This window comes from Fulvivirga kasyanovii (assembly GCF_009711405.1).
Taxonomy (GTDB): domain Bacteria; phylum Bacteroidota; class Bacteroidia; order Cytophagales; family Cyclobacteriaceae; genus Fulvivirga; species Fulvivirga kasyanovii.
In genome coordinates, this window is record NZ_SMLW01000672.1 from 20,269 (window position 1) to 43,669 (window position 23,401).

At 40.9% G+C, this 23,401-nt stretch carries 24 protein-coding genes; 7 read left to right on the forward strand and 17 right to left on the reverse strand.

The genetic code is table 11. The features are described from left to right. Window positions 1-21: 21 nt before the first annotated feature. The 7 genes from E1163_RS27780 to E1163_RS27810 all read right to left on the reverse strand — a co-directional run bounded on the left by E1163_RS27780 (window position 22) and on the right by E1163_RS27810 (window position 6,868). The gene (locus E1163_RS27780; protein ID WP_155176612.1) at window positions 22-1,572 is read right to left on the reverse strand and encodes a T9SS type A sorting domain-containing protein; all 1,551 of its coding nucleotides are present in this window, start codon (window positions 1,570-1,572) and stop codon (window positions 22-24) included. A 31-nt stretch (window positions 1,573-1,603) separates the two neighbouring features. Then, window positions 1,604-1,966, reverse strand: a complete 363-nt coding sequence (locus E1163_RS27785) for a DUF805 domain-containing protein (RefSeq protein WP_155176614.1) — start codon at window positions 1,964-1,966, stop codon at window positions 1,604-1,606. Window positions 1,967-2,243: 277 nt separating this feature from the next. Then, window positions 2,244-2,804, reverse strand: coding sequence for a hypothetical protein (locus tag E1163_RS27790; protein WP_155176616.1), 561 nt, complete (start codon window positions 2,802-2,804; stop codon window positions 2,244-2,246). A 397-nt stretch (window positions 2,805-3,201) separates the two neighbouring features. Continuing rightward, window positions 3,202-3,678, reverse strand: coding sequence for a hypothetical protein (locus tag E1163_RS27795; RefSeq protein ID WP_155176618.1), 477 nt, complete (start codon window positions 3,676-3,678; stop codon window positions 3,202-3,204). Between the two features lie 7 nt (window positions 3,679-3,685). Next, window positions 3,686-4,078 carry a hypothetical protein gene (locus E1163_RS27800; RefSeq protein ID WP_155176620.1) on the reverse strand — a complete coding sequence of 131 codons (393 nt, stop codon included), beginning with the start codon at window positions 4,076-4,078 and terminating at the stop codon, window positions 3,686-3,688. 15 nt (window positions 4,079-4,093) lie between these two features. After that, window positions 4,094-4,603, reverse strand: coding sequence for a hypothetical protein (locus E1163_RS27805; protein ID WP_155176622.1), 510 nt, complete (start codon window positions 4,601-4,603; stop codon window positions 4,094-4,096). 69 nt (window positions 4,604-4,672) lie between these two features. Continuing rightward, the gene (locus E1163_RS27810; protein ID WP_155176624.1) at window positions 4,673-6,868 is read right to left on the reverse strand and encodes a GAF domain-containing protein; all 2,196 of its coding nucleotides are present in this window, start codon (window positions 6,866-6,868) and stop codon (window positions 4,673-4,675) included. Between the two features lie 283 nt (window positions 6,869-7,151). Here E1163_RS27810 and E1163_RS27815 point away from each other — a divergent pair, with 283 nt between their 5' ends. Further along, on the forward strand, window positions 7,152-8,723 hold the full coding sequence (locus E1163_RS27815; protein WP_155176626.1) for an ABC transporter permease/substrate-binding protein: 1,572 nt from the start codon (window positions 7,152-7,154) through the stop codon (window positions 8,721-8,723). 13 nt (window positions 8,724-8,736) lie between these two features. Here E1163_RS27815 and E1163_RS27820 read toward each other — a convergent pair whose 3' ends face one another. Next, a complete protein-coding gene (locus E1163_RS27820; protein WP_185156235.1) occupies window positions 8,737-9,849 on the reverse strand; it encodes a tetratricopeptide repeat protein in 1,113 nt (370 codons plus the stop codon). 355 nt (window positions 9,850-10,204) lie between these two features. Here E1163_RS27820 and E1163_RS27825 point away from each other — a divergent pair, with 355 nt between their 5' ends. Together E1163_RS27825 and E1163_RS27830 are read left to right on the forward strand one after the other, a co-directional pair. Beyond that, window positions 10,205-10,939, forward strand: a complete 735-nt coding sequence (locus tag E1163_RS27825; RefSeq protein WP_155176630.1) for a DUF4395 family protein — start codon at window positions 10,205-10,207, stop codon at window positions 10,937-10,939. Window positions 10,940-11,008: 69 nt separating this feature from the next. After that, complete coding sequence (locus tag E1163_RS27830) at window positions 11,009-12,118, forward strand: amidohydrolase family protein (protein ID WP_155176632.1); 1,110 nt, start codon at window positions 11,009-11,011, stop codon at window positions 12,116-12,118. A 15-nt stretch (window positions 12,119-12,133) separates the two neighbouring features. Here the strand turns inward: E1163_RS27830 and E1163_RS27835 are convergent, their stop codons facing one another. Then, entirely contained in the window at window positions 12,134-12,766 is a 633-nt protein-coding gene (locus E1163_RS27835; protein WP_155176634.1) for a 2OG-Fe(II) oxygenase, read from the reverse strand. Between the two features lie 145 nt (window positions 12,767-12,911). Here E1163_RS27835 and E1163_RS27840 point away from each other — a divergent pair, with 145 nt between their 5' ends. Beyond that, entirely contained in the window at window positions 12,912-13,367 is a 456-nt protein-coding gene (locus E1163_RS27840; protein ID WP_155176636.1) for an LEA/WHy family protein, read from the forward strand. A 25-nt stretch (window positions 13,368-13,392) separates the two neighbouring features. Next, the gene (locus E1163_RS27845; protein ID WP_246223947.1) at window positions 13,393-14,004 is read left to right on the forward strand and encodes a DUF1684 domain-containing protein; all 612 of its coding nucleotides are present in this window, start codon (window positions 13,393-13,395) and stop codon (window positions 14,002-14,004) included. Here the strand turns inward: E1163_RS27845 and E1163_RS27850 are convergent. Beyond that, window positions 14,001-15,287, reverse strand: coding sequence for an OmpA family protein (locus E1163_RS27850; RefSeq protein WP_155176640.1), 1,287 nt, complete (start codon window positions 15,285-15,287; stop codon window positions 14,001-14,003). The two genes, E1163_RS27845 and E1163_RS27850, sit on opposite strands and share 4 nt — an antisense overlap. A 182-nt stretch (window positions 15,288-15,469) precedes the next feature. Here E1163_RS27850 and E1163_RS27855 point away from each other — a divergent pair, with 182 nt between their 5' ends. Continuing rightward, window positions 15,470-15,988, forward strand: a complete 519-nt coding sequence (locus E1163_RS27855) for a T9SS type A sorting domain-containing protein (protein ID WP_155176642.1) — start codon at window positions 15,470-15,472, stop codon at window positions 15,986-15,988. Beyond that, entirely contained in the window at window positions 15,981-16,994 is a 1,014-nt protein-coding gene (locus E1163_RS27860) for an Lcl domain-containing protein (protein WP_155176644.1), read from the forward strand. The genes E1163_RS27855 and E1163_RS27860 overlap by 8 nt, the downstream gene beginning before the upstream one ends. Here E1163_RS27860 and E1163_RS27865 read toward each other — a convergent pair whose 3' ends face one another. The 7 genes from E1163_RS27865 to E1163_RS27895 form a co-directional block, all read right to left on the reverse strand. Next, complete coding sequence (locus tag E1163_RS27865) at window positions 16,995-17,441, reverse strand: YtoQ family protein (protein ID WP_155176646.1); 447 nt, start codon at window positions 17,439-17,441, stop codon at window positions 16,995-16,997. A 93-nt stretch (window positions 17,442-17,534) separates the two neighbouring features. Beyond that, window positions 17,535-18,908 (reverse strand): formimidoylglutamate deiminase, encoded by a 1,374-nt coding sequence (hutF, locus tag E1163_RS27870; RefSeq protein ID WP_155176647.1) that lies wholly within the window; start codon window positions 18,906-18,908, stop codon window positions 17,535-17,537. After that, window positions 18,908-19,714, reverse strand: coding sequence for an N-formylglutamate amidohydrolase (locus E1163_RS27875; RefSeq protein WP_155176649.1), 807 nt, complete (start codon window positions 19,712-19,714; stop codon window positions 18,908-18,910). The genes hutF and E1163_RS27875 overlap by 1 nt, the downstream gene beginning before the upstream one ends. Before the next feature lie 27 nt (window positions 19,715-19,741). Continuing rightward, window positions 19,742-20,836 (reverse strand): glycoside hydrolase family 3 protein, encoded by a 1,095-nt coding sequence (locus E1163_RS27880; protein ID WP_155176652.1) that lies wholly within the window; start codon window positions 20,834-20,836, stop codon window positions 19,742-19,744. A gap of 9 nt (window positions 20,837-20,845) precedes the next feature. Then, window positions 20,846-22,147, reverse strand: a complete 1,302-nt coding sequence (locus E1163_RS27885; protein ID WP_155176654.1) for a D-alanyl-D-alanine carboxypeptidase/D-alanyl-D-alanine-endopeptidase — start codon at window positions 22,145-22,147, stop codon at window positions 20,846-20,848. Between the two features lie 23 nt (window positions 22,148-22,170). Next, the gene (locus E1163_RS27890; RefSeq protein WP_155176656.1) at window positions 22,171-22,686 is read right to left on the reverse strand and encodes a DinB family protein; all 516 of its coding nucleotides are present in this window, start codon (window positions 22,684-22,686) and stop codon (window positions 22,171-22,173) included. 92 nt (window positions 22,687-22,778) lie between these two features. Beyond that, the gene (locus E1163_RS27895; RefSeq protein WP_155176658.1) at window positions 22,779-23,390 is read right to left on the reverse strand and encodes a thioredoxin family protein; all 612 of its coding nucleotides are present in this window, start codon (window positions 23,388-23,390) and stop codon (window positions 22,779-22,781) included. Window positions 23,391-23,401: the final 11 nt, after the last annotated feature.

A 23,401-nucleotide genomic window follows, 5' to 3' on the forward strand; every position in this document is an offset into this window, starting at 1 on the left:
ATATCAAAAAATTATTTAACCTTACTTAACTATTATCTTAACTTGTTTTTGCTGTTTGTCCGATTGGAAGTCGAGAATGTAAGCGCCCTCACTTAAACCAGATGTACTGACAACGGCTGGTTGCCCGAAGAATACTCCTTCATTTAATACCTGACCGTTAATCGTTTGAATTTTCCAAGTTGCCCTTTCTTCACCTATTCCATACACGTAGATGAAGTCTTCCTGAGAAACCGGGTTTGGCATAATTCTAAATTCAGATGTTGCATGTCCCGGATCTATCTTAATCGTTTTTTGGTACGAGTAGCTGCCATCGAAATCTGTTTGCTTTAACCTGTAGTAAGATATCCCCTGAAGCTGTATCTCATCTTTCCATTGATACCCTGTTGCCATGTAAGAGGTTCCTGCACCATCTACCACACCTACCTTGGCGAAGGACTTGCCGTCAGTCGATTTCTCAATAGAAAAGTAATCATTGTTAAGCTCCGAAGCAGTTCTCCACTTTAATACCACATGGTTATTTACGAGTTGGTATCCCATGTCAATAACGGTAACCGGCAAGGCTCCGCAGCCATTTCCACAACAACCATCAGAGCATGTGGCATTTATCCCATTATTATTATCTGTTATTGTTCCTCCTACCACAAGCGTTCCATCGGGAATATCAATTGAAGCACCATAATCATTCAGGAGATCATTAGTTACAGTCACAACGCCACCGCCATCAATATCCATATTGCTGGCAAAAGCATTGTTGAAATACCCTACATTTAGATTTGAACCATTCACGTTGATATAGCCCTCGTTTACGGGATTCCCATAGGTGTCATATCCATTGTCAAAAACACCTCCTATGGTAAAGGTAGAATTGTTAACTATATCCAGTTGAGCCTGGAAGCTGTTGTTAAAATCGTTTGAGATGTTTACCGTACTGTTATCAACCATCAATTGCGAGGCACCTTCCGTGGTCAGGTCCCCATCAGAAACAATCAGACTTCCCTCATTTTGAACGGTGGTACTAGACCCACTATCGTTTTTATAATTACCTGAGCTTATAATCATGGTTGAATTATCAATGGTAAGCTCTGCAGAGTTTCCATTGACAAAATTTCCATTGGTAACTGTAAAGAGAGTTCCGTTTTCCAGGTTAAATATTGAGCCATACTCATTTTTGCTCTCACTTGTCCCTCCATTATTATCAACATTTACCGTCAAATCAGAAATTGTCAGCGATTTTTGGTATATGTTATTGTAGAACCTTCCAGCTACATTCAGGGTACCACCTCCTGATATCGTGTATGTGCCACCCGGCCACACCCCGGTCTCAAAATCTCCCGTTACAGTCACAATAACCCCAGAGTTTATCACCAGGGTGGCATCACTTGAAAATTTGAGGGCGCCGGTAATTGTAATATCTGAGCTTATAGTACATGTACCTGAAATGGTCAGGTCACCTGATGTATAACCGCTCGTACACTGTGTGCTTCCTTCCTGATAACTCAGTAAAAAGAGGGACAAAAACATCACTTTAATTACCAGAAAGGAATTTTCTTTCTTGATTTTCATATTTTTCATTTATCTGATAAATTAATTTAGGTTGGGGTCATCATTTTTGACATCTTCCATATTGGTTTCCTCCCCCTGGATTACCATCCTTAGCCAGTAGGATCAGGAGCCATGCTGCGCCTAGAAGAGGCACCAACCCGAGCAACAGCAACTGGCCACCCTCACCTATATCATGCAATCTTCGGACTCCAACTGCCATGGTGGGAACAAAAGCCACCACCATATATATGATTGAAAATAACCCAAAACCAGGTTCGATAAAGACTGTTCCCGCATTGACATCAGTAATCATGGCTAATATCAAAGCCAGCATATTGAAAAGCATGAACATCCAGAATTCCTTTCTCCTGGCTCTACCGTAAAATTTTGAGTACTTCTTAAAAACTGTTAAATACCAATACATAGTCTGATTTTTATCTATTAATATTCTCTTAAATTATTCTTGCCTACAACTACCATATTCGTTGTATTCCTTCTGACTTTCACAAATTACATAACCGCACAATCGTATATGTGAATGAAAGTGTGTGTTACGGCTGGAATGGCTGACTCGCCTGCATTTATCAGGGCCATTTGGGTCTGTATTAACCTCCAACAGATGGAGGAGCAACTCTTCTGAAACACCGATTACAGGTAGCAGCAAGGAAGTTAAAACCAGTTTATCCGTTATCTTTTCCATTTTATACGCTCCTCTTATACATTACTGTACTATCCTCTTCTACAGCCAGCATGCGCTGTTTATGCTCAGCCTTCTCATGCGATTTCGATATTTCCATTTCGAGTAGTGCTGAAAACTGCTTTATGATGTTATCTAATTCCAGGCTGTTGTTATAAGTGAGATCTACCACTTTGCGCAGATCTTCATCTTCTTTATAGGTTGGCTTCAACTTCATGATGTGAAGAAGCCCTTGAATTCTTGCTAATGGCGCCCTGGTTTTATGGGAGTTAAAGTAGGTGTACTCAATCAGCTTTTTGTTGAGGTTTTGGATGGTTTCTGTCCTGCTATCTACTAATCTTTCCAGATTTTTATTATAAGCCGCTATTTGATAATGGGCTTTTTCCAGTCCCTCATTGGCACGACACAAACGTGACTGCTCCGAATCATATTGATTTTTATAGGTCAGGAAAATTTGCAACAGGCTCATCAGACGCACAATTACTTCAACAACGTTGACCAGTGGGTGGTCATTAACCCTGAGGTTATCAATAAGGTCTGCCCTAAAAACTTCAACGTAACTCAATAACAGAACCAGAATAATTAATACCCTAATAAATATGTTTCTTTCCCTCCCGGTAAAAATTGTTGAGAACACTAGCAAAATTCCACAAAAATCTATAGCTGTAAGAGCGGACATACCTCCCTGCGATAGAAAACCAGTTGTAACGCATACGAGATAAATAAAGGCCAGGAGCCTTTTGAGAAACACAGAAAACCGAACAGTAATGAGCCAGTAACAGGCCATAAAAATCAAGCATGTAAATATTCCTCCAACCACCAGATCAGGGTTATCACCTGCAATCAAATCATAGATCAAGTATATCAATACTATAACAATCGTATTGCGAACTGAATGAAGGAGTATTTTACGCTCTAGTAAATCGTTGTTCAAAGGGTAGTACTATTAAATTAATAAGTAGCTAAAAGAGGCTAGCTTGCTCTTTGTTTCCGCTAGTGCCGACTTCCGTTCTATCTCTTATCTGACCCCCGGTTCCTGGTACAGATAATTTTTTTAACCAGTCTATGGCTATCTTCTCTTCCTCAAAATATTCAGTTACAACCAGGGTTTTATCACTCATTTGTGCGATCTCTGCCAAAGAAAAACTGGCAAAAATATCAGTAGGCGTTATAATCGCGCAATGCCTATATCCATTAGCTATTGCTCTCTTTGCCCAGACTTTGTCCATCCATTCTATAAGTTCAGGGTGAATAGCCCCTTGCTTATTTGTATCTATTAATGCTTTTGTTGCTTCATAATGTATGATCGCACCCAACATTTGCTCGCAAGCTTCCCTGAACTCCCCATTTGTTGGAGGAATTAACCATTGAACTTTTATATAGCCCCAGGAAGGCTCATATGAGATCTTTACATAATCTGACTTAAAGTATAGTTCCATAAGTTAGTTATTGCTTTTTAATCCAGTCAACGGCATCCTCCATACCATCAAAATTTCGGGATATTACCTTTTTGCTGACCGTATCCATGATTTCATCCACTGAAAGCTGGGTAAATACGTCGGTAGGTATTATAATAGCACCATGAGTATACCCTGCAGCTACCGCTCTTGATATCCAATCAGAGGTCATCCACTCTAGAAGGTATGGCGCCACTGTACCCTGCTCTCTGATATCTACCACTACTTTTCCTGTTTTAAAATGAGCTATGGCCTCAATCATTTGTTCACAGCCATGCTTAAACTCCAAATCAGTTGGGGGTACAAGCCACTGATAGATGATGATGCTGTTTGCAGAATTATAGGATATCTTTGCGAAATCCTTTTCAAAAAATATTTCCATAGTAACTTATTAACCTTACCCGATTGTTGAATTAATTGTAAACATTAACCTCTCCTTCGCCGATGCCATTATATTCTTTATGGATTGATATGACACAGGCTTTTTACTCTTACCCGCCATCCACAGCAAAGCATCCGATAGGCTGTAGGAATAAAATGCTACTAATGAAGCCGGTTGCAGGATTTGCGTATCTAATGCATTCTGTACACATTGCCCATTTGTTGCATTAATTGGTAGTACCAGAGCCAGTCTGGTGATTCCTGCAGCAGAAATGTTTTCGTGAAAATCCTTCTTTACATAGGGTGCCTTCATGCCTATGTTCATAAGGCCAAAATCAGCAATACAAGTCTTTACCTTATTCCTTTCTATTTGCTTAAGAAATTCGCTTTGTATAATCTTAAATTCCTCTTGCAAAACAGGCCCTTTACAAATCAACAAAATGGAATTGATCTCCCGGAGCAAAAATCCAGACCCACTTTTGTCATCTGTCTCGAACTTAATGGCAAATAATTCCTTACTTATCATGCTTACCTTAATCAAATTTCGAGTGTAGTATCAGATCTACTCTACCCGCTATATCTCTGCACGGTGTTCTTAATTTTGATTTTGATTCATAGACTTAAGTCTTTTCACTTCCTCCTCGGCCGTTCTCAGTCTGGCAGTTAACTCCTCTGTTATTTTCCTTTGGACTTCAACCGATTTCAATGCATCAATTTTTCTTTGCCCTTCTACTTCTTCCTTTAAAGCTGTGAGCTCTGCCATTTTTTGATGCATTTCCTTTTCCTGAGCCTTCATAGCTTCTGCTTGCACCTTATTTTGCTTTTCCGACTCCCTGAGCTTATTAATCATTCTGGCCATGGATTGCTTCTGAGCCTCTGCCTGGGCATTGGCTCGTTCGAGTTCCATATTTTTCTTTTTAGCCTCTTCCTGAGTTTTTAACAATTCCTCCACACTCTGACGCATCATTTGCTCCTGGGCTTTTATCTGCTCGGCCTTCTCCTCATTTTCCATATCCTTTTGCTTAAGCTTCTCAAGCATTTTGCTCATGGTTTGCTTTTGAGCTTCAGCCTGGGCATTCGCACGCTCTAGCTCCACATTTCTTTTTTCAGCGGCTTCCTGGGTAGCAAGCAGCTCTTCTACGTTCTGACGCAACTCCTCAGACTTCTCCTGGCTTTCCTTCTCCCTCAGCCTAAGCTTTTCAAGTACTTTACCCAGGCTTTGCCTTTGCGCTTCTGCCTGAACATTCGCCCGCTCCAACTCAATATTTTTTCTTTCGGCAGCTTCCTGAGTAGCTTGTAATTCTTCCATATTCTGGCGTAGTTCCTCTTCAGACGCCCTCATTTCTTCGGCCTGCTGCTGGCTAAGCTCAAGTAGCTTTTGTGTTTGGGCATTAACTTTGGCATTGAATATGGCCGAGGCAATATTTTCGCTTACCTTGATGATAAACTCCCGTACGTGTGACTGATAAGGTTCAAAGGTGGCCAACTCAAGAATACCGTAGACCTTATCATTTATCTTCAACGGCGAAATAAAAACACAGCCCGGTGTTGCCTCACCTAATCCCGAGGTTATATGTACATAATTCTGTGGTATTTGGGTTATGAATATGGGATCCCCCTCTTGCCAGCACTCTCCGGTCAAACCCTGTCCCGGCCTAATTTCCTTCTCAACAAATCGTTTCTTATCCCAAGCGTAACAGGCAACCATTTTAAGGAATGGATCATCTGTATCCTCATCCTCAACAATAAACAGTGCTCCCTGATTAGAACTGGTATATTTTACAATTTCGCTTATGATGCTATCTCCTAAGGCTTTAAGGTCCGTTTGGCTGCGTATGATGTCAGCAAATCTGGCAAGGCCAGAAACCGCCCAATTCCTTTGCTTTTCCTCCACTGAACTTTGTTTAAGGTTCTCCCTCATCTCCAGTAAAGCTATACTCATATCATCACCTTCACGCCTTAGCTTAAGGTCCTTGTTGTAATCTCCGTTTCCGATGGCAACAGCAAAGGAAGTCATCGCTTTCAGGTCATTGACCAGATTACCCAGGGCATTGGTCATTATTTCGTCTTGCCCAACTTCAAGATTTGCAGTTATCGGTTTGCCCTCACTGATCTCTACTATAGTATCCCTAAGTTGTGAATATGGTTTAAACACCTTGCTGTTTAGCTGATAAAGGGAAAGCAGGCAACCGGCAAAAAATGTCAGGAGCAGAAGGGTTACCAAAACAACTAAAACATCGTCCGCACGTTCCTTATGCGCTACAACTGAAGAGACCTTCCGCTCCTGTGCCTGAATCACGCCTTCAAGCATTTTCTTTATTTGAGAAACCTGTTTTTTTATTTTCTCCCGGACTTCACCGGCTGAAATCTGTGTTAATTGAGAATTTCCAAATTCATCTGCGCGCAAAAGTTTAGTTAACGCCTCCCTGGAAATGAACATAGCCTCAAATGCTGACAGAATTTTCTCCAATTTCTCATCCCTGTCTGAATACGCTGTAATGTGATTACTGTAATTTTTTTTAAGTGACCTATACTTAGCTACCAGGGCATGGTGTGCAAGTTCTGTATCCTGAGATTCAAATAACAAAGCTTCAAACTCGCCCAAAAACAAAAGCTCGGGCACATGTACTTCGTGAATTTCACGATCCAGTCTTTTGATATATTTATGTTGAATATGAGCAGCAAAAAATATTACCAGAGTTGCTACTATTAGCAAAGCATAAGTAATGGCAAATTTCCCCAATAAGTTGACCTTCAATTTTCTCATGTCATTTTGTATATTGACTTCCATGCCCCCGTTATCTTTTAGGTTTGAGGAGTAAACGGCCTGTTAATCAGTGTAAACCAGACTGCGATGATAAGGCTTTTGTAATTCAGACTCTTAAAGTTACCCGAGACAAAGAGGTGGTCTTTTAGGTTGACAAAAAGGTGGACAACAAAAAATATATTCAAATTTGGCTTGCTTGCCGCGTATTAGATAAGGAGGTTTGATAGTTTTAAGGCTATTGAAAGCACCAAGCCCAGCGAAGGTTTAAGCTAATTGTATACACCGAGCAACAAGAACAGGTATTTTAATGATGCAAATTAACCGATTCATATCCTTTATTGACTCTCATCGGGAAGAGCTGCTGAATCAAATCACCGAGCATCTTTGGCTAACTTTAATTTCATTGGCTATAGCCTCCACTATTGGTTTGTCACTTGGCCTTTTGATTAGTAAAAACAAGCGGCTTTCTTCTCCTGTAATTGGTTTTGTTAATGCTATTCAAACCGTACCCAGCGTGGCTTTGCTAGGATTTCTTCTGCCATTTTTAGGCATTGGTGTCATTCCGGCCATTGTAGCCCTCTTTTTATATGCACTTCTACCCATAGTCAGGAATACATACGCAGGGATTACCGAAATTGATCCAGCCATTAGGGAAGCAGCCAAAGGTATGGGCATGTCACCACTGCAAGTACTGATAAAAGTCGAGATACCACTGGCTATGCCTGTACTTTTTGCAGGTATTCGTACCGCTTTTGTCATTAACGTAGGCATAGCTACTTTATGTGCCTTAATAGCTGCAGGAGGACTAGGTGAATTCATTTTTAGGGGTCTAAGTACCAATAATCCATACATGATACTGGCAGGTGCCATACCTGCAGCCTTAATGGCTCTTATTTTTGATGGGTTGATGGGTTATATACAAAGGCATGTATATCTGATGATTAAGCCCATACTCTTCACTGCAGTTGCCGGTTTAATATTTATCGCCTGGTACAGCATCAACAAACAAGTGAACCATAAACAATTTGTCGCTGGCTTTCCATCCGAATTTATCGAACGAGGCGATGGGTATGTAGGCCTAAAGGAGACATATAACCTTGACCTGGAGGTTAAAGAAATGGAAATAGGCCTGATGTACCAGGCGGTCAAAAACGAGCATGTAGATGTAATCAGTGGTTTTTCTACCGATGGAAGGATAGAAGCTTTCAATCTTTATAAACTTACAGATGACAAAAACTATTTCCCGCCGTACCATGCCGCTCCTATCATTAGACAGAAAACACTTAGTAAATACCCGCAAATAGCTGTCGCGCTAGATGAGTTAAAAAATTCAATTTCTGATGAGGAAATGGCACGTATGAATTATCTGGTAGATGAAAAAGGGGAGGATATCGAAGAGGTTGCTTTAAACTTTTTAAAAGACAAAGGCTTCCAAGTTGATGTTTCTCTTGCAGGAAATCCAGATGTACTTATCGGTTCAAAGAATTTTACTGAAAGTTATATCCTCGCCCATATTTTCAAAATTATCATAGAAAATAAAACGGGCCTCATTGTAGACTTAAAGCTTGGGTTTGGAGGGACCAAACTACTCTTCGATGCACTGAATGCAGGAGAGGTAGACCTTTATCCTGAATATACAGGCACAGGTTTGCTGGTAATTCTTAAACCGGAAAAAAAGGACCAGATTGCCTATGAAAAAGATGAAGTATATGATTTTGTAAGCCGTGAATTCGAAAAAAAGTATGGTATTATTTGGCTGGCACCTCTTGGTTTCAACAATACTTTCGCATTAATGATGAGGAAAGACCAGGCTGAAAACCTGAACATCCGCTCCATCAGTGATCTGGCCAGGGTCGACAAGAGTAAAGAAACCGACTAATATCAGCAGGTTATTACTTACAGTGTTCCTTAACAGAGGCTTTTGCCTCCTCAGAGCCCAACTCTACCGCAGTATTGAGGTCAAGGCAGCCGTCGTATTTATCCCCTTTCTGTATTTTGGCCAGCCCCCTTTGATGAAAAGTTTCGGGATCGGTTGGAAACAGCTCAATGGAGTAAGAGTAATCCTGAATGGCACCTTTATAATCTTCTGTTGCCATTTTCGACAGTGCCCTGTTGTCATAATACACAGGATTGTAGGGGTCCAACTCAATGGCTTTGTTATAATCTTCTATAGCACCTTCATGGTTTTCCAAATTATACTTTACAACGCCTCTTAAATTATAGGTATCAGGGTCTTCGTTAAATAATTCTATTGATTTATTATAATCGGCAAGTGCACCTTCATAATCCTCCAATGTACTTTTTGCTAATGCACGGTTTTCAAACTTTACAGGATCCGTGGCATCCATTTCAATGGATTTATTGTAATCCTTTACAGCCTCCTCAACCTCTCCTATATTATATTTTGCTACACCTAAATAATTATACACATCAGGATCGGATGGATCAAGGGAAATAGATTTGTTGTAATCATCTATAGCACTGATATATTCTTCAAGTTCCGCTTTTACAACAGCACGGTTGAAGTACTTATCTGCATCATCCGGATCCAGCTCTATAGCTTTGGAAAAATCAAAGTAGGCTCCTTGAAGATCTTCCAGGTTATATTTGGCAAACCCTCTGCTGGTGTAAGCCTCCGCGGACTTAGGATCATATTTTATTGCCTTATCAAAATCTTCCAAAGCCCCATAGTCATCTCCAAGGTTAAATTTGGCATCTCCACGATTAACAAGTGCGTCGGCAAAAGTTGAATCTATCTCAAGCGCAATATTATAATCACCAATAGCTCCGTAAAAATCACCCAATAGATTTTTAGCAAACCCTCTTTGGTTGTAGGCCTCTTTGTATTTGGCTTTGGCCTCTATAGCTTTGGTTAATGTCTGAACCGCCTCCTTATACTTTTCATTTTCAATACTTTTCACAGCTTTGTCATATAGCTCTTCAGCCGACTGGGCTATACCCAGAAAAGGAAACAGAATCATAACAATAACACTCAGGGCTTTCATAGGCAGTAGATTAATCATTCAGATGGCTTCAAATATAGGTGATTTCAAACAATATTGTAGTAACGGTAAAACAACGAGTTGTAAATGAATTTATTTTTATATAAGTTGATGGCCAAACGGTAAGTCATTTTATTGGTTCAGAGTATATCCTCCTCTGCCAGAGGCATACTGGATTTATTAAACCTAAACAGAACAGATAGAAAAGGCTGACACACCATCTGACAGCCTTTTCTTTCATTTTACCCGCACTATTTTCCATTCGAAGAAAAAATTCTTTTTTAAAAACGGTATTATTCCTGATTACCTCTTACCCTTCTGCAGTATACATAAGATACCTATTCAACCTAATTTACCTATGAATCGTTACTTAATGCAGCAGGGATATTCATCCTGCTCACTGGAAGAATTAAGTGCCCTAAATTACCATGTAAGGCTTATGCCCGCTTTTTGCCTCTTTATGGTTACCGTCGGGCTGGTTTTCAATGAACCTTCGATCCACTTCTTTTTAGCCGCTCTTGGCTTTGCTGGATTCATCTCAAAACAATATCACCCGGTTGATGCTGCATATAACAGGATCACACGTCGTCCTAGCAATAAAAAATTACCTGCCATAAACCCACTACCCAGAAGGTATGCAAGCTTAATGGGAGCAACTTTTAATCTAGCTACAGGATTATTACTTTATAACGGCTTATACTCTGCTGCGCTGTTTTCCGGGGGTATATTGATAGCATTACAACTTACCGTGATCTTTACGCATTTTTGTTTAGCAAGTTGGTTATATGAAAAGTTTTATGCCTTTTTGGGGCATGGTGACAACATCAGTCTGGCAGAAGCCCGCGAACTCCGAATGAAAGGAGCTCTTCTTCTGGATGTAAGAACACCTAAAGAGCATGAAAAACAAGTAATTACAGGTGCTTTAAACATACCTCTGCCAAAGCTCAGGGATCATGATATATATCATGGCAAGGAGGTTATTATATTCTGCAATAGTGGTATGAGGTCCAAAGAGGCCACAAAAATCATTAATAACAGTGCTCTGGCCAAAGCCTACTCATTAGGCTCTATTCAAAACGCTATTAAACTTTGACCCTGGTTGTATGAGCTTTATAACTTCTTGCTTGTCTAATCCGTAAGAAGGTAGCAAAGCTAATTCCATATGTACCGATTTATACTTTTCTCACTACTATTATCTATTTCATTTCACTGCACAGCCCAAAGCAACTCTAAACCGGAAGAGTTGCACATGGATTGGGAAGAATATGATCCGCCGTCCACTTTGGCAGTGCCTGAACACATTGTTAAAAAAGCCAGATATCCATTCATAGATGTGCATAATCATCAGTTCAATATGCCCAATCAGAACCTGAATGAACTGGTTGAGGAAATGGACAAGCTGAATATGGCCGTAATGGTAAACCTAAGTGGAAGGGGAAGAGGCTCTGAAGAGCACCTTATCGGTAGTATTGAAAATGTAAAGAAAACTGCTCCCAACAGATTTATTGTGTTCACTAATATTGATATCAGCACGATCAATGAACCTGGCTGGACTGAGCGTACTGTAAAACAGATAGAAAGTGATGTAAGCGCCGGTGCCAACGGGCTGAAAATATATAAAAGCCAAACCATGGCAGTAGTTGACGGGCAACGTATTACCATTGACGATCCCCGTATAGACCCGGTCTGGGCCAAATGTGGTGAGTTGGGCATTCCGGTATTGATACATGCTGCGGACCCTAAGCCTTTTTGGGAACAGCATGACGAGCATAATGAGCGGTGGCTGGAATTAAAAGTGCGACCCGGACGCAAAAGGTCTGATACTGATCCGGCCCCATGGGAACAAATCATTAGTGAACAACATCATATTTTTGAAAAACATCCGAAAACCAAATTCATTAATGCACACCTGGGTTGGTATGGTAATAATTTGGGCAAACTTGGAGAGCTAATGGACAAATATCCTAATATGTATTCCGAAATAGGAGCGGTAATTGCAGAATTGGGTAGACAACCCCGCATGGCAAAAAGGTTTCTGACCCAATATCAGGATAGAGTAATGTTCGGAAAGGATAGTTGGAACCCGGAGGAATACTACACCTATTTCAGGGTATTGGAAACTGATGATGAGTACTTTCCCTATTACAAAAGGTACCATGCCTTCTGGAGAATGTATGGATTGAACCTTGACGATGAAGTCCTGAAAAAGCTTTATTATAAAAACGCCCTGGAAGTTATTCCCAACATTGATAAATCTTTGTTTCCAAAGTAGCAGCGTACAGGCTTTCTACTGATCCACAACAAACTCGAGCCCCAGGGGTAAATTTAGCATCCACCCGGTAAGACTAAAGCGGTCTTTTTTAGACAGCAATACTTCATGCTCGATGATTTCAGACCTGAAGCATGCCAGCTTACCTGCCGTAGGGGCTACATCTTTTATTTCATCATCAAGATAAAGCCTCAATTCACCGCCATCACCAGGTTGCCACTGGGTATTAAGGTAACAGATGAATGATATTTTTCTGGCACCATCATTTTTAAACTGATCCAGGTGGCGCTTGTAGAAGGAGCCGGGAGGGTAAATGGTGAAATGGGTTTCATAGTCTTTGATGCCAAGGAAGCATGTCCTGTTCAGGTAATCCTTCAAATCGTTAATCCTATTCAGAAATTTCTGCACGGGAGGTAAAGCATCTTTAGGGTCAATCCATTTGATGTAATCACCACGTATACTTCGATCGTATTGAAGGTTATCATCTTTTCCGATACCTGCCCTCTTGAAACGGTCATGATCCTGGTGCAAGGCAAAAACTTTCAGGATATCAAACACTTCCTCTGTCGGAAGAAAGTTATCAACAATTGCGTAATCCTGGTTAGCCAACCCATCGGCTACAAATTCCAGTTGGTCTGTGGTAATATTCATTGAAGTGTTAACACTGTAAATTTACAATCGTTGTGTCTGTTTTGAAATAATTTGGTATGATTATAGTTTAGAAAGTAACAAACACAAATCAGGCTGCGTCTATAGCATGACATGCTGAATGGTGCACAAACTTTAGACATAACACATGAAATATAAATTCCCGCTTTTACTGCTGTTGGCTGTTTTGCTCTTTACGTATGGTTGTAAGCACCCGGAAGACGCACCCGTTTTCAGGAGGGTAGGCAATATTGAGGTAACCAAGGTAACTGGTTCCGAAGCCTATCTTAATGCCAATGCTTACTTTTACAACCCTAATGATGTAAAAATGAAGCTAAAGAAGGTTGAGGTAGATGTAGAGGTTGAAGGCAATAAAATAGGGACTATTAACCACTCGGTAAAAACATTGATCCCTGCCAACTCAGAGTTTAAGGTACCTTTGGATGCAACTTTTGATATGAAGCAGATGGGTTTCCTGAAAAGTGTAATCAGCATACTCGGTGGAAAAAAGGTTAAGGTGCACTACAAAGGTTTTATCCGGGTATCATTACATGGCTTTCCTTTTAAAGTTCCGGTAGATTATCAAGACGAAGTCCGTATCTAGTTTTACCTTTAAAAAAATTATGGTTATGATCAAAAAGATCCTGATAGCGGCTGTATTATCAATTTGTTACATCACATCATTTGCTCAACCTGATGAATTGATTAAAGAAATAGAGCAGTACCATAAAGAACTCAATGAGGAATTTGCCAATCCGGAAGAAAGCCCTCTGACGGAAGAAGACCTTAAAACCTTCACCTCTCTTGATTTCTTCCCGATAGACCTTAAGTACAGGGTTGAGGCTAAATTTGTTAGAACACCCGGCCAAAAGCCGTTTAAAATGGCCACAACAACAACACGGTCTCCCATATATGAAAAATATGGGGAAGCACATTTTGAACTTGACAGTCAAAAGTTTGTATTGGAGATTTACCAAAGCCATGAACTAAGGGAAACGGAAGAGTATAAAAATTACCTGTTCCTGCCATTTACTGATCTCACCAATGGAGAGGAGAGTTATGGAGGAGGGAGGTACCTGGGTCTCACCATTCCTGAAGGGGATTCTATTATTCTTGATTTCAACAAGGCATATAACCCATACTGCGCCTATAACAAAAAATATTCGTGCCCGATAGTGCCAAGGCAAAACAGGATAAGAACAGAAGTGCTGGCCGGTGTTAAAGCCTTTAAGAAGCATTAATAGCTCAGCACCAGTTCCACTCGCCTGTTCCTGGCTCTCCCTTCGGTAGTGCTATTGGTCTTTAATGGCCTCTTCTCACCATAAAAGTGGATGATTATTTTACTTTCTGGTATGCCAAGCCCCCTAAGTGCATGCGCCACGGCCTCCGAACGATGGCGTGAAAGTTCAATGTTATAATCATCGGAGCCCCAGTTATCTGTATGCCCGACGAGATGTATTTTGCTATCTGGTTTTTTATAGTATTCATTAATAACACTGGTCAAAGTGTGCTTGGCATTTACCGGAACTAAATACTCATCAAACTCAAATTCTATGTTGCCCAATATGATCTCTTTGGGAATGCTTCTGGTTAACCGCTGGCCAGGGCTTATCAGTGATGGTTTTTTACTTTCGGCAGTTTTTGGAGTTACATCATTATTAAAATGTTGATCAAGTTTAACTACCTGATCGCCGTAGCTGCTAAATGACCCGCCCTTGAGAATAACTCCGGAATCCAGAATGCCATCTCCAACATCTGCTATGGCAATCTTAATGTGATAAATTTTATTGGGAACTACTTTACACCTAGCTTCCAGCACTGTAGTAAAACCGTCAAATTGGATGTTATATTTAGGAGGTATTTCTTCCTGCAGGTAATTTTTATTTTCAATAACCTTCCTATTTCTTACATCCCAAATAAACGGGTCAGTGGTGTTAATATAGGTGTTGTCTATATAGTGCTGGCTATTTAATTCATTATTTACCGTGTTTACGGTAATAGGTGTAATACCATCCGGAAGCCGGGCAATATTGGTTTTTCCTATACCAGGGCCTTCAATAAAAAAGGCAAATACATCATTGAACTTTGACCCAACATATTCGAGATATTCCTCAGATGCAAATACAAACTGGAAAGACAGGTTTTCAGAAACGGTAACAAAATCAAATTCAAGCACTGCTGCATCGTAAGTTTTTCCCCTGGCTATTGCATCCAGCTCTTCATCTCCCGGAGCATCACTTGCCCACCCCGAACGGGGCGATTTATTAGGGCCAACAACAAAGAGGGCATTACCAGAGGTTAGTAATATGCCTTTTTCAATACCGATCTGAGAGGTATGATCCTCATAAAATCCTATGGCATGCTTTTGCCCTGTAAAGTTAACATTACCTACTTGCACACCATTACCCAATAAGATATTGTTAACCAGGTCGTTGGCTGTTCTGGCAGTATCTACCTGTTGCCCAAACAGGCAACTGCTTACATGAAGCGTAGCTATTAATATAAAGAAGGCTAGTTTACCCATAAAGTGTCAGCCTTTAATACTCTCTTAACTTACACAAAAGCAGATTAATCTAATAATTCCATACGCTGTAATAAATGTCAAAGTCATAAAAAGTGCTATATCCCAAGAAAAAGTACATCAACGGTTACAAGCCTTTTTCAACATGTATATATCAACGTGCATTTGGCTTAAGGCCAGTGTGCATGGCTTTGATTATTATGACCAGAATACTTTTCACCCTTACCCTATTACTGTCAGGAGGTTTATGCTTTGGGCAAAACCAACTCACAACCCTGATTTCCCCGGCAGGAGGATCATATAAGCATGGGTCCTTAAAAATACTATGGACCATAGGCGAAATAACCGGAGGAAGAGCAAAAGTCAACAACCTGCAAGTAATACAAGGGTTTATTCAACCCAAAAGTATCACAACTGTTACCGGCATAGATAAAGACCTTGGTGCCAAACTATTGAATGTCTATCCAAACCCTGCTGACGAGTTCCTGAACATTGTTCATGACGGCACCACAAATGACCTCCAGTACAAGCTTTTTGACTCGCAGGGAATCCTGATGGAAACGTGGGTGGCAGAAAATGCCCTTCAAATTAAAGTGTTGGATATTTCTAACTATTCACCGGGAATTTATCTTCTGATTGTTGAGAGTCAAAGCCTCAAACAAAACATGAAATACAAAATCATCAAAGCACATACCCATGAATAAGTTAGCCACTTTATTATTGGTCTTTGTATTTGCCTCTTCAATCGTCATTGGGCAGGGAAATAATTCTTTCAGGTATCAGGCGTTAATCCAAAATGAGAATGGGGAGGTAATGGCCAACAGAAAAATTTCCTTTTTAGTTACCATATTGAAATCGGCATTGAACAAGGAGCGCGTGTACGCAGAGTTCCATTCTACTACTACAGACGAATTTGGCATGGTAAATCTCGCCGTAGGTAAGGGCAATCCAATATTTAAAACTTTCAGCAATGTTAAATGGGCCAGCGACGAGCATTTTATAAGAATAGAAATGGACGAGAATGGAGGCTCTAATTTTAAGCTTTTAGGAGAAAGCCAGTTAATGACTGTTCCCTATGCAATCCATGCACAATCAGCAGAAAATGTAGATGATGCGGACGCTGATGCGGAAAATGAGTTACAAACCCTCAGTCTGGTTGAAAACGAGTTGAAGATTTCAGCGGGAAACTCGGTTAAACTACCGCAACAAACTCTAACGATTGATGGCAATCAGTTGTCTATTTCAAATGGAAACTCGGTGACATTGCCGGTAGGAGAAGGTTCGGAGGTCCCGAACCCGTCACAGCCTGTTCCTATAGCCTTTAGAGGCACATACATTTATGTACATCCAACGGATAATGCCACTGACATTATTTTTGGCCCCTTCCAAAATACAGGCGCAAACTCTGACTTTGATGGCAAAGGAAATACGGATATTTTAATAAACACCTACGGAGCAGGAACATACGCAGCACGGATTTGTGCTGATCTTGTAGCATTTGGATACGATGACTGGTATCTGCCCTCAAGAGCTGAACTTGATGCGCTGTTCAAACAGAATTACCTCATCGCGGATTATACGCTGGAAGAATATTGGACTTCAACTGAAACGGCGCAAAATATGGCTTATACCATCCATCTCGGCACCGGGCAGCCAAATACACCAACAAAAAATCAAGCAGGAAAATGCAGGTGCGTCCGAAAGGAATAGCTACTCTGGTAGTGTAACATACTCGAGTATCTTAAGCACTTGCTCAACATTTTCGGCAACGGCCATAGCCTGGGCATCAACCTCCTTTAGTGCATGAGTAAACTCGGCAGGGTGGATAACAATATAAGGTTTTCCCAAAGCCGCAGCATATCCGGCATCAAAGGCAGCATTCCACTGTTTATACTTATCCCCAAACTTCACCACTACTATATCAGCTTTTTCAATACTGTTTTTGATTCGTATTGCATTTATCTTTGCTGCTTTGTGATCTTTCCAGAAGCTGTTATCTTCTTCTCCCAATATTTTAATACCAACATTATCACTGGCATCGTGATTTAAAACCGGGGTCAAAAATTCCACTGGAAGCAAAAGCCGTTCTGCCTCATTGATCAACTCATCTCTCCAGTCAGAATGAATTTCACCAGATAGGTATACTTGTAGTTTCATAAGGTCTGTATTTACAGTTGCTACTTTCGTATTTGTATTGCTATAACATGAGTTCCTGGTCCATGTTTTTTGCTTGAATAAATAAAAGTGCTGCTATCTTATATTTAGGCTTCTTATGCACGAAACAAAATTATCTTTTATTTCATCGGCATGGATATGTTTATTGCTTTTCACTATCCACTTACCATTAACCAAAGTCCCCAGCACCATAGTTGCATCACCGGAATAAACTATTGTTGACAACAGGTTGCTGATGGATGATGAAGCCAGTAAAGGCACAGAAGCATCATAAACTACGGCATCAAAATGTTCTCCTTTCTGAAAATATTGCTCATTCTGGCTGCCCATTGCCTTTCTTCCGGCAACAAGGGCATGCTTTATACCAAAGGCACCGCTATCCGGCTCCGTGTTATCAATGAAGGTATTACGCTGATGCGTTATCAGCCTTTGTCCGTAATCCAAAATCCTTAGTTCTTCCAGGGGATTAAGCCCTACATGACTATCTGTGCCTATCGACCAGCTTCCTCCCTGTTTCTGAAAATCCTTTAACGGAAATATCCCGTCGCCAAGGTTCCCTTCTGTAGAAGGACAAAGTACCACATGAGCTCCAGCTTTGGCTATGCCGTTAACCTCAGACGGTATTAGATGGGTGGCATGGACAAGGTGAAAATTTTCATTAACTCCGGTATTATTTAACAGCCACTCTACCGGCCGGCTTTTTAAATAAACCTTCGCATCCTCTATTTCCTTTAACTGCTCCGATATATGGATATGAAAGGGGATATCTTTTGGCCCGTTTTTTATTGCAGCTACTATATCATCTGGTTGTACCGCTCTTAAGGAGTGGATTCCGAAAGCTATGGCGGCTCCGTTGTACAACTTTGTAGCATTTTCCGAAGCCTCTAATAATTTGAAGTATGAATCAAGGGTAGGAGAAATAAACCTTCTCTGCCTGGGCTGAGGTTCGACCCCAAATCCTCCCTTCTGGTAAAACATAGGAACTAAAGTGATCTTTATTCCAGCTTTTTTAGCTGCTGCAATCAATTTTTCTCCGTGCTCGGCCAGGTTAGCGTAAGGTTTACCATTCTTATCGTGGTGCAGATAGTGAAACTCTGCTACATGGGTGTAGCCATGCCTGACCATCTCGGCATACAACATTGAGGCAACATGCTCAATATCTTCCGGCGACATAGTGAGTGCAAGTTGATACATAGCCTCTCGCCACGTCCAGAAATCATCCGCAGCCTCAGGGTTTTCGTGTCGTTCAGCTATACCTGCCATGGCATATTGGAAAGCATGGCTATGGGCATTTTGAAAGCCTGGAACAGCAAAACCATTGACATACTCGACATCAGCAGGGCTCTCGGTTGATATCTTTTTGATAATGCCCTGATCATCCACTGTTATACAGGCATCTTCCACCCATCCGTTATTCTGTAAGATACCATTGAACTTATAAGTTTTCATTATAGCTCGTCTACGGTTTTAATAAGGTTTTCAAAGGTTTTTTTAAGCAGGTTACGTATATGACCAGCCCTTTCTATATCATAATGGACTTCCTTATTGTCCATATAATTGATTTTAGTCATTTCCAGTTGCAGGGCATGCTGATTCTCATCGGGCTTACCAAAATACCTGGTGAGATGACCACCTCTGAAAGGATGGTTATGCTCTACTTTGAGTCGCGTAGATTTAAACGTCGTCAGTACGGTTTCAATCAGCTTATCATCTGCGGTTTTACCTTTGTTGTCACCCAGGATCAAATCCGGGAATATTTCCTTTCTGATGAGGGGAACATATTGCCTGATTGAATGGGCATCCCAGAAAAGGACCTTTCCAAATTCCGCTTTAAGTTCATTCAATAGTTCTGTAATCTTATTGTAGTAGGGCCAGTAATAAAGCTCCAGTCGTCTTTCTATTTCCTTTCGGTCAGGCATATGGTGATCGAGGTATATCGGTTCACCTGAAAATGAAGAGGTAGGGCAGAGCTCTGTAATGATTCGGCCATCATCATAAAGCGGAGCACTTTCAGGGTCGCGGTTGAGGTCTATCACCCAACGACTGTAAGTGGCCGTGATCATTGTGATACCCATTTCAGGAGCAAAGTCATAGAGCTTATGTACAAACCAGTCCGTATCATCAGGTGCAGCTATGAGCTTTTGATCATAATGATCTTTAATGTTATCCGGAAAAAGCGTACCACTATGAGGCACGCTGATCAGGACAGGCACTTTCTTTCCTTCTGCTTCTATGATATGGTATGGTTCTGTCATATTTGAAATGGATTCTTATAATTTGGTTTATAAAGTTCTGATACCTGATTTAAGTTTAACTATCCTGTCATACGATTGGTCTATTCGCTCTTCACTGATCTCTCCTTTTTCTACCAGATTCCTTATGATTTTATGCACGGCATCAACCGTTCTGTTCTCACTACCCTGAATATTATTGCTAAACATAAGTACATCCACTCCGGCTTGTATCGATAGTTTGATGGCTTTCTCAAGTCCATAGTGCTTGGTAATAGCATGCATTTGCATGTCGTCGGAAAAGATTACACCCTCATAGTTCAGGCTATCTCTAAGAAGGTCAGTCATAATTGCTTTGGAAAGTGTTCCGGGATTACCTCCTTTATCCAACCTCTTATTGACTATATGTGCTGTCATAATAGCATCCACCTTGCCTTTATCCAGTAGATTCTGATACGGCATAAGCTCTTTTGACTGCCAGTAATCAGTTACATCCGCAATGCCCAGGTGAGTGTCAGCATGTGAGCTGCCATGACCGGGAAAATGCTTGAGAACTGAAATAACACCATATCTCCTATGTGCATCTATTACGACTGCTGCATGACGTGCAACACTATCGGGGTTATCACTATAGGCCCTTTCTATTTTAGCAATTACAGGGTTGTCCTTATACGTTGACAAGTCCACCACTGGGGCAAAATTCACATTGAACCCCAGGCCAGCCAGGGTTGATGCCGTGATTTCTGCATAAAATCGGGTGCTGTCTATATTTGCCATTTGCCCAAGGTACTCTGCAGATACGCTTTTAGGGAAATCATACTTTTCTTTAAGCCTGTTAACCCTGCCGCCCTCCTGGTCAATGGCTATAAACAGGGGAAGTGGCGCTTTCGCCTGCAGATTCCAGGTGAGCTGCTTTAGCTTAATATAAGAGTTGGAAGGGTTAATGTTCTTCTCAAACAGGATAATGCCGCCAATCCTGCCTTTGGCAATGTCATCAATGGTCTGCTCAGATGGCTTTATATCCTGCTTCGGATAACCTACAATCAGCATTTGTCCTATTTTAAAATCCAGACTGTCAATATTTTGAGATCTTGCCTGAATAAAAGCGCAGGATATTAAAACTATAATAAATAGGGTCTTCTTCATATTGAAATATTAATTGTTCAGGTAGATCTTCTGCAAGATCTGCTCCATTTCTTTTTTAACAACAGCAGCTTTAGTAGGGTAATTGTTATTCATAAAGGCAAAAATATAAAGCTTGCCTTTCTTTGTGCGCAAAAAGCCGCTGATATTGTGGTTATTACTTAACGTCCCCGTTTTGCCAAAAATATATGGTGTATCATTTTTATAGTATTTCTTGAGTGTGCCGGATTGTCCTCCAACAGAAAGCAAGCCAAAAAGCCGGTCGGCAGGAATACTTTTATACATTTCATTCCACACCCAAACCATAGACCGTGGGGTGAAAAGGTTGTATCTCGATAAGCCTGAACCATCAATCCAGACAGGTTCATCGGGTATTCCCTGTAAATAATGATTAATGGAGTAGGCTATGGCCTTCTCAGTTTCCAGAGAGTCCGTAAGCAGACCTGCACAAACCAACATCAGTTGCTCTGCAATAAAATTATCGCTTTCCTGCATCATCACCTTGTATGCCGAATCTGCAGGTACGCTGTAGAGAGTTTTATAGTCATCAGGCAGGTGGTAGCTTACTAAACTTATTGTTTTATGTAAAGTATCGGCCAAAGCGGAGGTCAAAAGATAATCACTATAGTGAAAAGGTATTTGCTCCTTAAAGCCCTTTGCTACAGAAGAAGGAAAGTAAAATGTATTGTTTGAGCCGATATCCCTCACAAGTACATTTTCTGTCTCCACAGTATCCCCAAGCCAGAAAAATTGTTTGAAGAAAGGTTGCTCGAGTTTAAGGTAGTTATCTCTCTTGGATTTGCTGACAGTAAACATATTGCTATACACAGGCAATGGTGACTTTTCAGCAGAAAAGGTGTAGAGATAGTCATCCCACGCCCAGCCGGGACCAAAGTGGTCATCATAAAAATTAGATGAAGAAAAGTATAGTTGCTTTTCAGTATTATTCAAAAACTCAAACACGCGGCTCTCGGGCAAAGCCTGGTTGAGAAGCGACGGGTCTCCCGTACCCCAAAAAATCAGGGAATCTCCGCTTTCCACATAGTATAGGCCCGGAATGGAGTCTCCCAAAGCTTTTAAGGAAGCAAAAAGAGTAAGGATCTTAGTGTTGGAAGCCGGGGTAAAATATTTATCGCCGTGATAGTCCAAAACATACTGACCCATTTCAATATCATAAACTACCAAACCCGAATGGTGCTGATATTTGGCATCAAAGGCCTCTACAGAGCTTATGATCTGCTTTCTTCCTTTTATAGATGAACAGGAACAGGCAGCCATGAATACAATGACTACCAGAATGAAGTTGAATTTCATAGGGGCAAATTACGAAACGGCGGCTACTTAGAAAAATAGCGCTCGTTTAATACATTTCTGTGGTGGGTTTCATGCCCGGCTACTACAAATCCTATTGCATAAACTGACATCTCTGAGCCATTGGCAAAGCCAGTTCTGGCCAAAGCCTCTTCATTAAAGCTACTAAAAAGGTCGATTGTAGCTGCACGTACGTTGTTATATTCTTCCAGTATTTTATAAAGCTTACGTTCGCCTGCATTCGAAGCAACGGCATAGTCATTTTCTTCAAACCCGGGAAGTTCTGTTTTATCATTCCTCCCAAAGCGCAAGGCACGGTATGCGAAAATACGTTCGGCGTCTATCATATGTACAAGAACTTCTTTTATACTCCACTTTCCTTCTGCATAACGATAGTTGCCGGAGGCTTCAGGGATAGATTTGATCAAGTCTATGGTAATATTGCCACTGTTAATCAGAGCAGGAATCAACTCCTCTTCCTCAACACCTTCTACGTACTTCCTGTAAAACGGAGGAATAGATAATAAATCGGGTTTAGCCATTTAAATTGTTATTAGGGGTTAACAAAACAGGTCCGCCAAATGTAAACGGTTTTGTTTATTTAGCGGACCTTCTTTGAAGATTATTATATCAGTTATGCTTCTTTCCATTTGATAGTACAACCAATAGCTTTTGTTTTGTTGGTTGTAGGTGTTTTTCCTTCCAAAAGTGCATTTACAGCATCTTCTACATATTTTTTATCTGCCGCGGCTGCATCTTTGGTATTATTGTCTATAGCTCCGATATAAGCAACTTTGAATTCACCTTCCTCATTTTTCAAAACAAATACGTGAGGAGTGTTACTGGCGCCAAAGGCCCTGGCCACAGATTGACCCTCGTCTTGAAGGTAATCATGCTTATACCCGTTTTCTTTTGCATAGGCTACCATTTTATCAAAAGAATCTCCCGGAGATCGTCCCGGGTCGTTGGGGTTAATCGCTATCACAGGATACCCTTTGGGTTTGAAGTTAGCGTGTAATCCCTTGATGCGATCAAGGTAAGCCTGTGAATATGGGCATGTATTACAATCAAAGATCAGGATTACCCCTTTTTCGTCCTCAAAATCTGATAAAGCAAGCATCTCCCCATCAACATTTTTCAGCTCAAAGTCTTTAACCGTGTCTCCGACCTGATAACCTGAATTTACCTTGGTGCCCGCAAAAAACACCACAAATAGTAATAACGAAAGCAATTTCAACTTTAGCATGGTATAAATGG